The sequence below is a fragment of the Flavipsychrobacter stenotrophus genome, from assembly GCF_002954265.1.
GTDB classification, from domain to species: domain Bacteria; phylum Bacteroidota; class Bacteroidia; order Chitinophagales; family Chitinophagaceae; genus Flavipsychrobacter; species Flavipsychrobacter stenotrophus.
Genome location: NZ_PPSL01000003.1, coordinates 703,283 through 719,747, shown reverse-complemented (window position 1 = coordinate 719,747; position 16,465 = coordinate 703,283). Strand labels below are relative to the sequence as shown.

The window sequence follows — 16,465 nt, the reverse complement described above, 5'->3', positions numbered from 1 at the left end:
CCAAACGAAGCATTTGAACAAGTTAAAAAGTGGCTGGTGTGGCATGACGAAAAAAAAATTAGGACAATAATTTGCTCGTCAAGAAAATTTTTATGTATTTTGGAGCAGTTTTTGAAAATTAAAGCAAACATGAAAAGAACCATCATTCTAGTTGCAACGGTATTAGCTACTATCTTATTAACCACAAAGACCTACGCCCAGGAAGACCTGGTACGCGTTTTTCGCTGGTATGTTCCTCAGGACGCTCAGTTTGTAACGGTAGCTGACGGAGAATATCAGGACGGTCAGTTGATCAACTGGGGTTGGAACAATAAAACACTTTTATTCTTCGCTTACCGCACTCCTGGTCCGGGCCGCGTAGCAGTATATGGCTGGTCAAACCCTGTAACTCGTGCACACATCACTATCTGCGAAGATGAATTCACAGACGATCAGATGTTGAAGTGGGGTTACACTCAGAAGCACCTGCAGTTCTATGCATTGACACGTCGTGGTGCTAACACTGTTTGTATCTATCGCTGGTTGCTCAACAAGCGTGGTGCATGGATCACAGTTCCTGAAGAAGGCGATACAGATGGCCTGATCAAGAAAGGTTTCCACCGCAAAACATACCAGTACTATGGTATCTACCGTAACGTAGATGCTCCGATCTACGATCAACTTTAATAACTAACAAGCATATTAATAAGCGAAACGACCACTCAGTTGGTCGTTTCGCTTATTTATTTGGGTTAGTTGCGTGTTAGCATAATGAAATTGTACGGGCAACCGAGAGGAATTTTAGCAAGCCCTGAAGGGGCAAAATATAACAGCCGGGGGTGAAGCCCCCGGTTAAATATGGTACAAAAAACAAAGCCCTGAAGGGGCGAAACAACTTTGGTATTAATCTACATATCCTTAATCCAATGTCATTGCCGTTATATTTTAATACGCTAAACTTATTGCCCTGAAAGGGCAAACTCAATAACGTAGGGCGCTAGCCCTACGTGGGCAAAACGCCAATAACAAAGCCCTGTAAGGGCGCACTCCAATTTGTGCTACCAACAAAATCATTAAGTCAATGATATTCTATCTAGGGGCAATCCCTTGTGATTGCCCGCGCTAAGCAAATCTCAGATTTGGCAACTTTCTAATGAGTTGTCAAATCTAACCAGATGCCACATGCGCTGCAATCACACACTTTTGGGTTTTAACTTTTGACTTTTAACTTAAATATTAAACCTATTTTTGCGCCAAATTTTTTTTATGGAATTCGATAAGCGCGGTTTAGCCGATAATGAACTCATTAATATCTATACTGAGTTACTGCGCCCACGCATGATAGAGGAGAAAATGCTTATTCTGCTCAGGCAGGGTAAGATCAGCAAGTGGTTCAGTGGTATTGGTCAGGAGGCCATATCTATTGGTGCTACCCTCGCACTCGATGCAGATGAATATATAATGCCTATGCACCGCAATCTTGGTGTATTCACTGCCCGTAAAATGCCGTTCGATAAATTATTTATGCAATGGCAGGGTGCAAAAGACGGTTTCAGCAAGGCACGCGAGCGTTCTTTCCACTTTGGCGCTAATGAATACCACATCTGCGGAATGATATCTCACCTTGGCCCGCAGCTGGCCATTGCCGATGGTATTGCCCTCGCACATAAACTTAAAAAGGAAAATAAAGTATCTCTGGCATTCAGCGGAGATGGCGCTACCAGCGAAGGCGACTTTCACGAGGCGCTCAATGTAGCTGCTGTATGGGGTTTGCCGGTTATTTTCATTGTAGAAAATAACGGTTATGGCTTGAGCACTCCTTCCGACGAACAATTTCTTTGCAAGCAGATTGCCGACAAAGCACCGGGCTTCGGCATGAAGGGAATAACAATAGATGGGAACAATATTCTGGAGGTATATAGCCAGATGAAGGCTGCCCGCGAATATTGCATTACAGAGCAGAAACCAATACTGGTGGAGTGTATGACCTTCCGTATGAGAGGCCATGAAGAAGCCAGTGGTGTAAAATATGTGCCTAAAGAATTGTTTGAAGAGTGGGGCAAAAAAGACCCTGTTGCCAATTATGAAGCTTTTTTGATCGCACAGGGCGTACTTGATCCTGCTAAAATAGAAGCCATCAGGGAAACAATTCAAAAAGAAATAGAACACGGTATAGCTGTTGGTTTTGCAGCACCTGCCGTTGTTGCAGATACAGCAGAAGAAGTAGCCGACGTATATGCGCCGGTAACACATGCACCCATTCCAGGTCCTACAACTGCCGGAACAGAAAAGAAATTTATACAGGCCATCAGCGAAGGTTTGCGCCAGAGCATGGAGCAGCTGCCAAATCTTGTTCTTATGGGACAGGATATTGCGGAATATGGTGGTGCATTTAAGGTAACAGAAGGTTTTGTAGAGAAATTTGGTAAAGAAAGAGTACGCAATACACCGCTTTGCGAAAGTGCAATAGTTGGTTCTGCGCTGGGTTTATCCATCAAAAAGTATAAGGCAATGATGGAAATGCAGTTTGCTGACTTTGTGACAGTCGGTTTTAACCAGATCATCAACAACCTGGCTAAAATTCATTATCGCTGGGGCCAGAATGCCGATGTCGTTATCCGTATGCCTACGGGTGCCGGAGTAGGTGCCGGTCCTTTCCACTCACAGAGCAATGAAGCTTGGTTTACGCACACACCGGGTTTAAAGGTTGTTTATCCTTCTACTCCCGCTGATGCTAAAGGCTTGCTGATCGCCGCATTGGCAGATCCTAACCCGGTAATGTTCTTCGAGCATAAGGCATTGTACAGAAGTGTTTCCGGCCTGGTGCCCGATGAGTATTATGCTATTGAAATCGGTAAAGCAAGAGTAGCAAGAACGGGTACCGATCTCAGCATCATTACCTATGGTATGGGCGTACATTGGGCAGAGGCCTATGCCGACAAACATCCCGAATTATCTATCGATATACTCGATCTCAGAACTTTGTTGCCATTAGATTATACAGCAATTAAAGAAGCTGTAGAGCGCACAGGTAAGGTGCTGATACTGCACGAAGACACATTGACAGGTGGATTAGGTGGAGAGCTTGCTGCATGGATAGGCGAACATTGTTTCGAAAGCCTGGATGCGCCAATAGTGCGTTGTGCCAGCCTCGATACACCGGTGCCTTTCTCTGTAATTCTGGAGCAAAATTTCCTGGCATCTTCACGTTTAGACGAAGCTGTAAAGAAATTGATGAACTACTAGTTGAATAGAAGAGCAATTCTATTGGGCATTAGGTGATTCCGAAAAGAAAGAAGTAGAATAAGCCCTGTGAGGGCGAAATAAAAAGCGAGGGGTTTCAACCCCTCGAAATAGAAACAACCGGGTATTAGCCCTGTAAGGGCGAAATAACTATTCAAGCTGGTAAGTTGAAAATAGTGGGATTAGAATCCTTCTTTTACTCGCAGGTTGTTGCTTTCTACTTATTACTTAAGACTTTCTACTAGGCCAACTTTTGACTTTTAACTTTTTAAGCTATCTTAGCACAAATATCAGGTATGAAAAAAAGCATATTTTCTATAATTGTTATTCTAAGCTGTGGATTTATGTTCGCGGGATGTACTAAAACAGGTACGCCTACTATTGAACCGTCCATGTCTGCAACTATAGCATCCTATACCTTTAATGCTGACTATATCGAGCCGCGCCTGCAGAAATCGCAGATCGCAGATACCGGTACTACATTGATCATGGATGGCTACGAGCGCAGCTCAGGCGACAAAATAGAAATTACTGTTACCAAATACACGGGCAATCCGGGCACCTATTCTATTGTTCAGGGACAGGCAAGCGCCTACTACTTGCACAATGGTGTAAAATACCAGGCTACCGGCGGTATTGTTGCTATTAAAGATGCAAGCACCAACGTTATCAGTGGTTACTTCAACTTTACAAGTACCAGCGGTGTTACTATTCTTAATGGCAACTACGTTTGCGGCAAGCCATGGGTTTATTAGAATATCTATCAATTCAAACCTAACTTCGGATGCAAGTGCGTAGAGACGCAAGATTTTGCGTCTCCCACATAATACGAGCCATCTAGCTGTAGATAATAATTTAAAAACAATAAGGAGCGCCACTAGCGCTCCTTATTACAATAAAAAACATCCCAATAACGTTATATACTGAGTATGAAAAGAATTGTAGCAGTATTAGTGGTAATTTCTTTGTTGGCATTTGTGGCCTGCAAGAAAAAAAAGCACTATCCTGTTACCAACAGCGTGCAGCAAAACAATAACCAGGATACCGCTGTAGGCATGAATGCCACCATTAATGGGCATGCATGGACTACCGACTCGGCCTATGCTTATCGCATCAGGTATGCAAATGATAGCGTAATGTCAGATCTCTACATCAATGCCACGCGTAAAGTAAACGATACAACTAGTACTATTTCATTTTCCATTGTTAACTATACAGGTCCCAAAAACTACCTCATCGATCCCCCTAACGTATCTGCCACTTACTACATCAATGGCGAGCGGCACTATGCTACACTTGGGGAGATAAATATAGAATCCGACAGCCCCTATGCAATGATCGGTACTTTCAACTTTACCGTAGATTCTACTGTCGTTACCGATGGCTCATTTAATGTTGCCAAACCATAACCTATTTCTGTCACTAGTGATCCCGAAGGTATCAGATGTCTATAGTAAAATCATATAGTAGTTTTGAAACGATGCCGAAGGTTTCGGATGTTTAATTAAGCGAACAATTCTTAATGACGTTGCATTCAGGGGCAACATAGTTATACATCCAACCAACAAACTATTCACTCAAACCTCCCAATCATGTCGGCACTTTTAGGTTTTAACTTTTAACTTTGAAAAAGCTATGCCTAAGATCTTCCTTTCCGCTTATGTAAATGCACCTGCCCAACGCTGCTTCGACCTCTCCCGCAGCATAGAGTTGCACATGCTTTCTACCTCCAAAACCAATGAAATAGCCATAGCCGGCAAAACTTCCGGGCTCATCAGCAGGGGCGAAACTGTTACCTGGGAGGCTACCCACTTCTTTATTCGCCAGCAACTCACTGTTGTTATCGAAGAAATGGAATCACCCACCTACTTCACCGATAGGATGGTGAAAGGAGCCTTCAAAAGTTTCCATCACCAACATTTTTTTGAAGAAAGCGGCGGTGCCACTTTAATGACAGAAATGTTCACTTACGAATCGCCATTCGGCATCATTGGCAAAATATTCGATAAACTGATCTTAAAAAAATACATGACGCGTTTTCTCGTAGACCGATTCAACATGGTCAAACATTTCGCTGAAACAGAAGAGTGGCGGAAGGTGGTTTAATGATCCTATCGCCAAAAAAAAAATATTTCACTTCAAGTAGCCATTACAACTCATTGACATTCCTTTAAGTAACACAATATGTCCACATTTTTGTGAATATCTTTATTTTTCCAACCCATTTTACCACATTAATTTACACTCAAATTAGGTGAAACCCTGATCCTGTTCTTTGACATATAGGCCTTATCAACAACACCCAAAACCCTTGGGGGCTGAAGAATTTTCAGCCCTGCAACAACCGTCCCAAGCGGTGTCATTGCGAGCCCTTCGCGAAGCAATCTCACGCAAGCCTGCCTGCCGGTAGGCAGGGACGTATTTGTTTTGGGTCGCTATTTGCACTCTGTCATTGGAAGGCACGCGAAGCACACTGCTACTTTCCACGAAAAAAGTGGCAGAAAGTGGCAATAAGTGGCAGAAAGTGGCAGTTTGTTAAAATCGACAAAACCCTTACCCAATAGGTGTTCCAGTAAAACAAGAGAGAGAAAACTGCCACTTTTAGCAAAAACTGCCACTTTTATACAAACAACAATAAAATTCTCTGGTAAAGACGCATAATTGCGTCTACACAGCGACTGGGCTAACAAAATAACAGTAAATAAATACAAACCTGTCGCGAGAGTTAGCGCAGCGCTCTCGTGACGACTAGTATAACGGGTCTCTGACCCGAACATCGGGAATTATTCGTTTTAGGCGATCCACCAATCAAGTAGATCAGCTGTTCAAACGCCTACATATGCGGATGCTTCACCTCCGGATGTTCCTTAGCCTCTCTTTTTACAATGTATACTGCCGTATCATACACCGTTATGCCACTGCCTAGCCTAAGCGCATAGACCTTGGTGAACTCGGCCCCGAAGTACAATATGATAGAAGAATAGTACACCCATGATAACAACAGGATAAGCGATGCTGCGGCGCCATAAGTGCTGATACTCTTAGATGCACCCAGGTAATAGCCGATGAGAAATTTACCTATCAGAAAGAGCACACCGGTAAACGCAGCACCCACCAATGCGTCTTTCCACTTAATAACAGCATCGGGCAGTACCTTATAGATAACGGCAAAAAGAAATGTCACCACCACAAACAACAGCCCTATGTTCAGTCCTTTTAGTAGTATAATGTTGGCGTCACCCAGTATACGCTGCAGGTGGTCAGACAGTATGTCCATCAGCAGGTTAATGAGAAGCGTGACCAACATTAAAAAGCCACTGCCTATGATAAGAGAGAACGACAAAAGCCTGTCGGTTATATACTTCAGCCATCCCTTTTTGGGCTTAGCTTTTATAGACCATATATAGTTGATGGAACTTTGTATCTCGGTAAATATCCCCGTGGCGCCAAATATCAGCACCACAATGCCTATAATGCTGAAGAGTGTGGTATTACCCTGTGTCTTGGTATTATCGAGCATCGTTCTTATCTGGTCAGCACCTGTTGTGCCCACCAACGCGCTCACCTGGTCTAGTATCTTCGTGGTAATATCTGCTCTTTTATAAAAAATACTACTCACAGATATCACCACCAGCAGCAAAGGGCCTATTGAAAAGATAGTATAGTAAGCCAGCGATGCACTCAGTTTGGTGCCATTATCATTGGCAAACTCAATACCGGCCTCTTTGAGTACATGAAAGTATTTGCGGAATTCAAATGCCATTTAATCGATCCATTTTAATCATTGTTACAATCATAATGCCATGACTGCTCAATGGCTTTAACTTTCACGCTTACAGTTAATTGTTCTAATTGTGCTTAAACTACATAACGCTTGCGTAGCACACTCTCCTCCTTTTGACGAAGGAGGTGGTTAACTGCAATAAACCACTTTTAACTTTTCACTTTTGAGTTTTTACTTTTTAAAGCCATTCATACTCTCGCTCTACAACCTTTTTCAGGCGCTCTACCAAAGTAAATGTTGCCGGGCAGTGCATAAGGTTGTTGGTAAATGTCTCGTTATAGGCATCAAATGGTTTCTTGTCATGATGCGGAAATTCAGCACAATCGGCCGGGCGAACATCGTAAATAGAGCACATGTCATTTACCAGGAACTGGCACGGTTGAGTGGTATTTACCCAGTCTTCAGAACCTTCTTCTTTCTTCAGCCATTGGTCAATGAATGTTGCGGAAGGCATCCCCAGGTGGGCGGAGATCCTGTCAATATCTGCCTGTAGATAAGTGGGCGTCATTGTTTTGCAGCAATTGGCACATGCGGTACAATTTGTATCCTGCCACACTGTCGCATCTACTTTGGCTACCAGTTCAGGCATATCATGCGGAACAATGTCATCCAGTTTTAAGAGAAAAGCTGACAGGGCTTTTTTCTTTCTCGCAGCTTTGATCTTAAATTTACTCAGGTCCATAATGCCTTGTAAATATATCAATTTTTAGCGGAAGCCATCATGACATCCATCAATACGCTAACGGCAAATAATCATCAGTCTTTAGGCTCTTTTTGAAACCTTATCACCACCACAATTACCGCGGCAATAGCACCTATCAGCAGGAAGAAGTACAACATGACACAAAGCTACCCATTTATATTGAAGCCTCATTTATATTCGTTATGGTAACAATCTCCAGCTAAGACCATTACAGCTACCATTAACAAGATAACACAGTGAAAATGTTAAGATCGGTTAGCGTTGGTTTCCTCAATGACATTGACTTTAATTGCGATGATAAGCCCTGAAGGGGCGTAATATAACAGCCGGGGGTGAAGCCCCCGGTCTGGAAAATAAAGATCGTCAAGCCCTGCAGGGGCGCAATAACTTTATAGTCCGCCGATAATTAAGGCTAGGTTGGAACATAGGATTTTAACCCGCTAAGCCAAAGTTTTACATTTTCTATTACGGCTAATTAGAATAATTTTGCATTATGCCGCCTGCTAACCACCCACGGCACTTCTAAGTCTCACAACTATGCGTAGATACCTCATTTTATTATTGTGTTTGTTCATTGCCACAACTGCTAATGCAGCACCTGTAAAGCGCGAGCTCCGCGCGGCATGGATAGCCACGGTGGCGAATATCGACTGGCCCAGCAAACAGGGGCTCTCCTCCGGCGAGCAGCAGCAACAATTTATAACCAGGTTGGAAGAACTAAAGGCGTTGGGTTGCAATGCTGTAATTGTGCAGATACGCCCTTCCAGCGATGCCTTGTACGCGTCTGAACTGGAGCCGTGGAGCCACTACCTTACAGGCAAGCAAGGTGTTGCACCGGTGCCCTATTACGATCCGCTTGAGTTCATGATCGCTGAAACACATAAGCGCAATATGGAGTTTCATGCCTGGTTCAATCCGTTCAGGGCATTGGTAGATAGCAAGCAGAATCCTAATCCTGCCAACCATATTACGCACACCCACCCGGACTGGATCATTAGCTACGGTGGCAAATCATACATAGATCCGGGGCAGTGGCCTGCACGCGATTATGTGATCACTGTGATCATGGATGTGGTTAAACGCTATGACATTGATGGTGTTCACCTCGATGATTACTTCTACCCTTACAAGGTGCCGGGGCAAGCTTTCGGCGATAATAAAAGCTATCAGAAATACGGACAGGGCGCTAATAAGGAAGACTGGAGACGCGACAACGTAAATCAGTTCGTTATGCAGCTCAATACCAAAATAAAAATGGTGAAGCCTTATGTGAAGTTCGGTATCAGTCCTTTTGGTGTATGGAGAAACATAACCAAAGACCCCGAGGGATCTGCTACTACAGCCGGTACCAGCTGCTACGATGATCTGTATTCTGATGTTATACTCTGGACCAAGAAGGGTTGGGTAGATTACCTCATGCCGCAACTCTATTGGGAACATGGCCACAAAGCAGCTCCCTTCAACATACTACTCCCATGGTGGAATGCACATGCCTATGGCAGGCACATGTACTTCGGTCTTGGCGTTTATCGCATGTCTGAAAAGCCTGTAGGCCCATGGAAAAGCCCTAATGAATTGTTGTGGCAGATAAGAGATATCCGCCAGTATTGTACATCATCAGGCTGTAGTTACTACAGCACATCTTGCTTCAATAAGATAGGACAACCTACAAAAGACAGTCTGTGTAATGTCTATAACAAATACCCTGCATTTCCGCCTGTTATGAAGTGGATAGACAGCGTTGCCCCAGCAGCACCTGTTGTAAAAGCTACCCCTACAACCAATGGTAACGTACTGGAATGGGAAACTGCGAATCCTAAAAAGGAGCCTTTGAAATATGCAGTATACAGGTTTACCAATGGCGAAGCAATAAACCTTGAACGCACCGACAGGATCGTATCTATTCAGCAGGCCTCATCTTTTACCGATGCAGCCTCCAAAAACTATAAACAGTGCGTCTACGTCGTTACCGCCCTCGACAGAAGCTGGAACGAAAGCAAAATGAGCAACGGTATAACACTACCCATTCAAAAGTAAACAGAGATGTGGTACACCTTTAAGGTATGCCACATCTTGAAAGATCGCCGGATGGCCAACTCTGCTGCTGTTGCATCTACTGACCAACAGCCATCTGGCCGGCTCTCTTTGAGTTCCACCTTGGCGGGTCATTGCGAGGAGCTATTCGGGTTCCCGCAATCATAATCCAATGACAGAAAGCAAAAAGAGGCGTGTCATTGCGAGCCCTTCGCGAAGCAATCTCACGTAAGGACGTACTCGTTTTGTAGCTCATTAAGCCGTCACTGCGAGGAACGAAGCAGTCTCGCAAGCGGACGTATTCGTTTTGTACATTGAAAGAAGGCCCTGAGTTACTACCGCATAATCATTAAGCAACCACTTTTTACTTTTAAGTTTTTACTTTTTACTTTGTTAAATACCACCATTATTAATACTTATCACTTGCATGATAGTAATTCAGTAATTTTACAGCCTAATTTATTGTTTTAATGCAATTATCAGATCTATATGCCAAGGCCATGCGCTTTGAGTTTCTCAGCATAGAAGAGGGAATGTACCTGTTTGAACATGCCCCTCTTGCCGAGTTAACTTATGTGGCCAATGAGCTCCGTAAGATACAGGTACCACATGGTAAGGTCACCTGGATCATTGACCGTAACATGAACACAACCAATGTTTGTGTGGCCAATTGTAAGTTTTGCAATTTTTACCGCATACCCGGTCATGCTGAGGCATATGTAACGGATATTGCCACCTACAAAGAGAAGATCGAAGAGACCTTCAAATATGGTGGAGAGCAGCTGTTGTTGCAGGGTGGCCACCACCCTGGTTTAGGTCTGGCTTACTACACAGACCTGTTCAAGCAATTGAAAAGCATGTTCCCTAACCTGAAGTTGCATGCTTTAGGACCGCCCGAGATCGCGCACATCACTGAATTGGAAAAGAGCAATCACCATGATGTGATCAAGGCGTTGATCGAAGCAGGTATGGATAGCCTTCCCGGCCCTGGTGCTGAGATCTTGAACGATCGTGTACGCCGCCTGGTATCTAACGGTAAATGTGGTGCACAGGAGTGGTTAGACATTATGCACGAAGCACATAAGCAAGGGCTTACAACCAGCGCTACTATGATGTTTGGCCATGTAGAGACCATCGAAGAGCGTTTCGAACATCTGGTAAAGCTGCGCGAAGTACAGGCTAAAAAGCCCGAAGGCGCAAAGGGTTTCATCGCCTTCATTCCATGGACATTCCAGGACGTAGATACACTGTTACAGCGTATCCGTGGTACTAAGAACCTCACTACCCCTGAAGAGTACATCCGTATGATCGCTATGAGCCGTATCATGTTGCCTAATGTGAAGAACATACAGGCATCATGGCTTACAGTGGGTAAGCAGGTAGCGCAAATGTGCCTCAATGCGGGCGCCAACGACTTCGGCTCTATCATGATAGAGGAGAACGTAGTAAGTGCCGCAGGAGCCCCGCACCGCTTCACCGCGCAGGGTATACAGGACGCTATAAGAGAAGCCGGCTTCGAGCCACAACTCCGCAACCAGCAATACGAATTCCGCGCCATGCCTAAAATGGAAGAGCAGGTAATAACATACTAAGTAAATATTATAAGATTTAAATCAAAAAAAGTCCATCCGCACGGGTGGACTTTTTGAATTTTTACAACATCGAGCATCTCTATTCCACCATTACATTCGCTTTATATCGTATTCAGCCTCTATGAAGTCTGTGTTTATCTTTTTAATGCGTGATGCTGAGGATTTGGCTTTTGAATTTTGCATAACCCTATATTTGCAATACACAAACTACTACTACAATGGGTAAGAAGATATTGGTTACAGGAGGTTGCGGCTATATAGGCGGGCACACAATAGTTGACCTCATACAAAATGGTTTCGAGGTAATATCTGCAGATAATATGTCGCGCGGATCGGCAAAGATGCTGGCAGGTATAGAAAAGATAGTGGGCAAGCCAATTAAGAATTACAAGGTAGATCTTTGTAACATTGATGATACCGAGGCTATATTTCTGGAGAATCCGGATATTGCCGGTGTTATCCACTTTGCGGCCTACAAGAGCGTACCAGAGTCGGTAGCAGACCCGCTGATGTACTTCAAGAACAACTTCAATTCACTCATCAACCTGTTGCAGTGTGCCGAAGAATTTGATGTGACCAATTTTGTGTTCTCTTCATCATGCTCGGTATATGGTAATACCAACCAGTTGCCGGTAGTTGAGGAAGTTCCTTTCGCCCCGGCAGAGTCGCCATATGCGCGTACCAAGCAGGTGGGTGAGGCTATCTGCGAAGATTTTACCAATGTAAACAAGCACTTCAATACCATACTGCTACGTTACTTTAATCCTGCGGGCGCACACCCAAGTGGCTTTATAGGTGAGTTTATGGAGAAGCCAGAAAACGTTGTTCCGGTGATCACACAAACAGCTATAGGCAAGCGCGAATCAATGACAGTATTTGGTACAGACTATGATACCAAAGATGGCTCATGCGTGCGTGACTACATTCACGTATGTGATATTGCCAATGCACACACACGTGCGCTACAGTACATTATGGACGACCGCAACAAGAGTAACTGCGAGATCTTCAACCTGGGTACAGGTAATGGTGTATCGGTATTGGAACTGATAACAGCTTTTGAAAAAGTATCGGGCCTGAAGCTCAACTACAATGTAGGTCCGCGTAGAGATGGAGATGTGGTAGAGGTTTATGCCAACAATAACAAGGCGCGCAAGCTGCTGGGCTGGGAAACTAAATATGATCTTGACGCAATGATGGATACATCATGGAAATGGGAAAAGATACTGGCTGAAGCGGCGAAGGAGAAAGCAGTATAATGGCTCAATGGCTCAATGAAAAAACTGATAAAAATAAATAAACGTGGCTACCTATGGTGCCACGTTTTTTTATTCTCATTTATCATTCGCGAAATCTACGTTTCAAATTATCTCTGGTCAAAGTCGATGACTACTGTCTCTGTGCGGGGGTGCGACTGGCAGGTAAGTACAAAGCCCTGTTCTACTTCGTAGTGCTCCAATGCATAGTTTACTTCCATCTCTACTTCACCTTCCATTACCTTAGCGCGGCAGGTGCAGCATACACCACCCTTGCAGGCATACGGCAGGTCGAGACCATTGCGTAGTGCGGCGTCCAGTATGCTCTCATTGTTGAAAGGCACATCCATAATAGTGGTAGTACCATCCAGCGTTATAGATACCTTACTCATCGGGCCTTTATCCTCGCTATGTTCCTTAGCCCATTTCTCATGTGTTGCCTTTGGCTGATCGGGAGAAGTGAATAACTCAAGGTGTATTCTTTCTACGGGCATGCCCATATCGGCCAACTCACTTTTCAGTGATAAGATCATGTCTTCCGGGCCGCAAAGAAACGCCTCATCTATAGTACCCAGGTCTATAAGTGAAGAGCAGAATTCACGTGCCTTGGTAGCATTGATACGTCCGCTGAACAATGGAATATCCATATACTCGCGGCTAAGCACATAGTACAGTCGCATACGCTGCATATACGTGTTCTTCAGTGCTTCAATAGCCTCACGGAAGATGATAGAGTTCTTGGAGCGGTTGCCATATACCAAGGTGAATGTGCTGTTGGGCTCATCTTCCAACACAGTCTTCATGATACTCATGATAGGCGTTATACCGCTACCGGCTGCAAATGCCAGGTAAGACTTAGCTTTCCCTTCCGATGGCTTTGGTGTGAACTTACCCATTGGCGGCATTACTTCCAGCATATCTCCCGCCTTCAGCGATCCATGCGCATAGGTAGAAAATTTGCCTTGCTCTACCTTCTTGATAGCCACTCTCAGTTCACCATCCTTAGGACTGGAACAGATAGAGTAGGAGCGGCGAAGCTCAGCGCCATCGAGTGTAGTGCGGAAAGTAAGATACTGACCAGGAATGAATCGAAACAGTTCGGATTTGTCTTCCGGTACCTGCAACGATACAGAAATACAATCAGCGGTCTCCGGGCGGACGTTAGTAACCTTTAAAGTATGAAATTTAAGTGCAGACATAAGCGGGGCAAAGGTAAACAAATAAGGATATTATTTGAGCCCATTTGTGGTATGTGTTCTGTAGTTTCAAGCAAAGGGCGCAAAGTTCAGTTTTCGCTTATGTATAGGCAGAGCGCGCGAAGAGCTGCTGAGTGCCACAAAACGAATACATCCCGATGACTCGTGTTATGTGAAGACGCAAAATCTTGCGTCTCTACGTACCTGTTTGCAGCTGAGGTTCGATAAATGTTACTCAAATTCGGGGGTGAGGAATTCAGTTTTCAGCCATTCGGTGAGTTCCTTTTGCAGTTCTTCCTTCTCGTGGTCGCTCATGCGCTGGCGAATAGGCAATACCCAGTACTCATAAGAATACTTGTAAATGATAATACCACCATGCGGACGAGAGAGCTGGTATTTTATCTCGCATACCCGCTTGTTGGTGATGTAGTAAATAGTGCCTTCCTTGCCGTAACTCCGCATATGGAAGCCGTTAGTGCCCCTTATTTCGTTCAGGCCGTCTTTAGCCCTGCGCTCCTCATTCTTTTCGTTGGTAAGGTAGTCAGAGATATAGTGCTTGTAAGTATCATCAGATATCTTCTCGATCACTATACCCTTGTAGAGGACGATGTTATTGATCTTGTTGATCTCCAGCTTTTGCTGGCACAACTGGTATTCTGCCTGCATATTAAGGCGCTGTGCGGCAAGCGAAAGTTCTATCCAGTAATCGTTATTAAAAAAGTAACCCGGTTGATCTCCCAGCTTCACCAGGTTTTTCAGGGCAAGATCCAGTTGGTTGTGCGACAAAAACTCAACGATGTTGGCGTAAGTCTGCGAATTGCGGAAATGACTGGGAATGAAGTCCACGCTCTGCTTGAGCAGGTTCTCTTCAAAAGAAGCTTGAGTACTCTGTTCGGCAGAAGCCTTTCCTTTATTTTTAAATAGATCGAGTAGCCACATAGTTCGGTAACGCTACGAAAGTAATGATTTCCTGATAATCAATGCCATCATTAACAATCGGCGCAATAATAAAAGCATGTACGTACAGCGACTACCAGATACTGATAAATATATATCTTCTATTTACCAATGACGAACATCAGTAGTTTCCGGCTGATTGGCTGAAACCCGCGCCACACGTGGCCTTATTGAATTTTCTTATTTTTTCATAGCTAAACAGAATAGTCATTCTTTGTGTATTCTCTGTTTTTACAGCGACCTTTGTGCAAACAAAACAAAAGAACAAAATATTATGGCAAACAATTTCGTTTCTGTGGGAGCTAAGTTCCCCCAATTTGACAAGAAATCGGTAGTAGGATTGGAGCAAGGCAAAGAATTCAAGAACATCAGCAACCAGGATATTGAGGGTAAGTGGGCTGTAATGTTCTGGTGGCCTAAAGACTTCACTTTTGTGTGTCCAACTGAAATCGCTGAGTTCAACAAGAACTTCAACAATTTCACAGACCGCGATACTGTATTGCTTGGCGCGTCAACAGACAACGAATACGTGCACCACGCATGGAGAATGAACCACAAAGATCTTAAGGACCTGCGCTTCCCTATGATCTCTGATACTTCTAAGAGCCTGGCTGAAGAACTGGGTATTCTTACAGAAGACGAAAAGGTTGCTTACCGTGCTACCTACATCATTGATCCGGAAGGCATTGTTCGCTGGGTATCTATCAACGACCTGAGCGTAGGCCGTAATGTAGATGAGGTATTGCGTGTATTGGATGCTTTGCAGACAGACGAGCTTTGCCCATGCAACTGGACCAAGGGTGAAGAAACGCTGGGCTAATCGCCTGGAATGGCTCAATTGCGCAATGGCTTAATGGCTCAATTAGAATTTGGCAATTCGGCAATGAGACAATTTGACAATGAGTGTTCATTGTTCAGTGACTAAATAAACCAATGAAAATAGAAGGTGTGCAGCTTGGCTGCACACCTTTTGTAATTTATGAGAGGATGTATGTTTTTCTACTCCGCGACTTAAAAAAAAATCAACCATAGATATGAGTACACTTACGAATAATGAAACAATAATGAACCTGTTCCAGGACTTGGGTATCGATCCGGAACATACTTCTATACCGCTTGCCCGCATGGCTGCCGTAGATAGCAAAAGCATACGCGACCTGAAGCTGAATGTAAGCGGCATGCTGAACAGCAAGAACATGACGAAGAAGGAAGCCTACATGGTTGCCCTATCTGCCGCTGCTAATGAAAAGCATGATGTGCTTACTGTAGCTTTTGAAAACCTGGCCAAGAAAGAAGGCGCAACCGATGAAGAAATAGCTGAGGTACATGCGTGCGTATCTATCATGAACGTGAACAACATCTTCTATCGTTTCCGCCATTTTATGGGTGGTAACGAATATTATGACAAAACACCTGCCGGACTGCGCATGAGTGTGATGATGAGCCCGGTAATGGGTAAAGGCTTGTTTGAGTTGATAAGTCTTGTGCTCTCTGCTATAAATGGCTGTGAGCGTTGTGTAACCTCTCACGAACATTCAGTAAAGGAGCAGGGCGCGAGCGAACCACGTATCTATGATGCCATTCGCCTGGGTGCTGTAATAAAGGGGTTGTGTGTGACGATTTAATGTGAAAGTGTGAAAATATGAAAATGTGAAAATGAGTTTCCAAATAGGAAAAGAGAATAGGGCCATGCATGGATGCGTGGCCTTTTTTGTTGGAAA

Annotated in this window: 14 protein-coding genes; 10 read left to right on the top strand and 4 right to left on the bottom strand. The window is 44.2% G+C overall.

Going from position 1 to position 16,465, the window contains the following annotated elements:
* The first annotated feature begins 129 nt into the window (after positions 1–129).
* The 5 genes from CJD36_RS13085 to CJD36_RS13065 all read left to right on the top strand — a co-directional run bounded on the left by CJD36_RS13085 (position 130) and on the right by CJD36_RS13065 (position 5,328).
* Positions 130–666: a hypothetical protein gene (locus CJD36_RS13085; RefSeq protein ID WP_133162638.1), complete on the top strand. Its 537-nt coding sequence runs from the start codon at positions 130–132 to the stop codon at positions 664–666.
* Positions 667–1,245: 579 nt separating this feature from the next.
* Positions 1,246–3,225, top strand: a complete 1,980-nt coding sequence (locus CJD36_RS13080) for an alpha-ketoacid dehydrogenase subunit alpha/beta (RefSeq protein ID WP_105039625.1) — start codon at positions 1,246–1,248, stop codon at positions 3,223–3,225.
* 293 nt (positions 3,226–3,518) lie between these two features.
* Positions 3,519–3,977 carry a hypothetical protein gene (locus CJD36_RS13075; RefSeq protein WP_105039624.1) on the top strand — a complete coding sequence of 153 codons (459 nt, stop codon included), beginning with the start codon at positions 3,519–3,521 and terminating at the stop codon, positions 3,975–3,977.
* Between the two features lie 174 nt (positions 3,978–4,151).
* Complete coding sequence (locus tag CJD36_RS13070) at positions 4,152–4,631, top strand: hypothetical protein (protein ID WP_105039623.1); 480 nt, start codon at positions 4,152–4,154, stop codon at positions 4,629–4,631.
* A 226-nt stretch (positions 4,632–4,857) separates the two neighbouring features.
* Entirely contained in the window at positions 4,858–5,328 is a 471-nt protein-coding gene (locus CJD36_RS13065) for an SRPBCC family protein (RefSeq protein ID WP_105039622.1), read from the top strand.
* 727 nt (positions 5,329–6,055) lie between these two features.
* On the opposite strand, the gene CJD36_RS13060 is transcribed toward CJD36_RS13065, so the two are convergent.
* Complete coding sequence (locus CJD36_RS13060) at positions 6,056–6,985, bottom strand: YihY/virulence factor BrkB family protein (RefSeq protein ID WP_105039621.1); 930 nt, start codon at positions 6,983–6,985, stop codon at positions 6,056–6,058.
* Positions 6,986–7,184: 199 nt separating this feature from the next.
* Positions 7,185–7,709 (bottom strand): YkgJ family cysteine cluster protein, encoded by a 525-nt coding sequence (locus tag CJD36_RS13055; protein WP_145959415.1) that lies wholly within the window; start codon positions 7,707–7,709, stop codon positions 7,185–7,187.
* 537 nt (positions 7,710–8,246) lie between these two features.
* Between CJD36_RS13055 and CJD36_RS13050 the strand changes: the two genes are divergently transcribed.
* From CJD36_RS13050 to galE, 3 genes are all read left to right on the top strand, one after another.
* On the top strand, positions 8,247–9,746 hold the full coding sequence (locus CJD36_RS13050; RefSeq protein WP_105039619.1) for a glycoside hydrolase family 10 protein: 1,500 nt from the start codon (positions 8,247–8,249) through the stop codon (positions 9,744–9,746).
* 467 nt (positions 9,747–10,213) lie between these two features.
* Positions 10,214–11,335, top strand: coding sequence for a cyclic dehypoxanthinyl futalosine synthase (mqnC, locus tag CJD36_RS13045; RefSeq protein ID WP_105039618.1), 1,122 nt, complete (start codon positions 10,214–10,216; stop codon positions 11,333–11,335).
* A 218-nt stretch (positions 11,336–11,553) separates the two neighbouring features.
* Positions 11,554–12,594 (top strand): UDP-glucose 4-epimerase GalE, encoded by a 1,041-nt coding sequence (galE, locus tag CJD36_RS13040; protein ID WP_105039617.1) that lies wholly within the window; start codon positions 11,554–11,556, stop codon positions 12,592–12,594.
* A gap of 107 nt (positions 12,595–12,701) precedes the next feature.
* Here the strand turns inward: galE and paaE are convergent, their stop codons facing one another.
* Positions 12,702–13,790, bottom strand: a complete 1,089-nt coding sequence (gene paaE / locus CJD36_RS13035) for a 1,2-phenylacetyl-CoA epoxidase subunit PaaE (RefSeq protein ID WP_105039616.1) — start codon at positions 13,788–13,790, stop codon at positions 12,702–12,704.
* 228 nt (positions 13,791–14,018) lie between these two features.
* Positions 14,019–14,726 carry a hypothetical protein gene (locus tag CJD36_RS13030; protein ID WP_105039615.1) on the bottom strand — a complete coding sequence of 236 codons (708 nt, stop codon included), beginning with the start codon at positions 14,724–14,726 and terminating at the stop codon, positions 14,019–14,021.
* 292 nt (positions 14,727–15,018) lie between these two features.
* Between CJD36_RS13030 and CJD36_RS13025 the strand changes: the two genes are divergently transcribed.
* Complete coding sequence (locus CJD36_RS13025) at positions 15,019–15,564, top strand: peroxiredoxin (RefSeq protein ID WP_105039910.1); 546 nt, start codon at positions 15,019–15,021, stop codon at positions 15,562–15,564.
* Positions 15,565–15,778: 214 nt separating this feature from the next.
* Positions 15,779–16,369 (top strand): carboxymuconolactone decarboxylase family protein, encoded by a 591-nt coding sequence (locus CJD36_RS13020; protein WP_105039614.1) that lies wholly within the window; start codon positions 15,779–15,781, stop codon positions 16,367–16,369.
* Positions 16,370–16,465 lie beyond the last annotated feature (96 nt).

What these genes read in the sequence shown, in the direction of transcription:
- CJD36_RS13070 (WP_105039623.1), top strand. Translation starts at nt 4,152, where the DNA reads ATGAAAAGAATTGTAGCAGTATTAGTGGTAATTTCTTTGTTGGCATTT.
- CJD36_RS13050 (WP_105039619.1), top strand. Translation starts at nt 8,247, where the DNA reads ATGCGTAGATACCTCATTTTATTATTGTGTTTGTTCATTGCCACAACT.
- CJD36_RS13020 (WP_105039614.1), top strand. Translation starts at nt 15,779, where the DNA reads ATGAGTACACTTACGAATAATGAAACAATAATGAACCTGTTCCAGGAC.
- CJD36_RS13060 (WP_105039621.1), bottom strand. Translation starts at nt 6,985, where the DNA reads ATGGCATTTGAATTCCGCAAATACTTTCATGTACTCAAAGAGGCCGGT.
- CJD36_RS13025 (WP_105039910.1), top strand. Translation starts at nt 15,019, where the DNA reads ATGGCAAACAATTTCGTTTCTGTGGGAGCTAAGTTCCCCCAATTTGAC.
- CJD36_RS13085 (WP_133162638.1), top strand. Translation starts at nt 130, where the DNA reads ATGAAAAGAACCATCATTCTAGTTGCAACGGTATTAGCTACTATCTTA.
- mqnC (WP_105039618.1), top strand. Translation starts at nt 10,214, where the DNA reads ATGCAATTATCAGATCTATATGCCAAGGCCATGCGCTTTGAGTTTCTC.
- CJD36_RS13080 (WP_105039625.1), top strand. Translation starts at nt 1,246, where the DNA reads ATGGAATTCGATAAGCGCGGTTTAGCCGATAATGAACTCATTAATATC.
- CJD36_RS13075 (WP_105039624.1), top strand. Translation starts at nt 3,519, where the DNA reads ATGAAAAAAAGCATATTTTCTATAATTGTTATTCTAAGCTGTGGATTT.
- paaE (WP_105039616.1), bottom strand. Translation starts at nt 13,790, where the DNA reads ATGTCTGCACTTAAATTTCATACTTTAAAGGTTACTAACGTCCGCCCG.
- CJD36_RS13030 (WP_105039615.1), bottom strand. Translation starts at nt 14,726, where the DNA reads ATGTGGCTACTCGATCTATTTAAAAATAAAGGAAAGGCTTCTGCCGAA.
- CJD36_RS13065 (WP_105039622.1), top strand. Translation starts at nt 4,858, where the DNA reads ATGCCTAAGATCTTCCTTTCCGCTTATGTAAATGCACCTGCCCAACGC.
- galE (WP_105039617.1), top strand. Translation starts at nt 11,554, where the DNA reads ATGGGTAAGAAGATATTGGTTACAGGAGGTTGCGGCTATATAGGCGGG.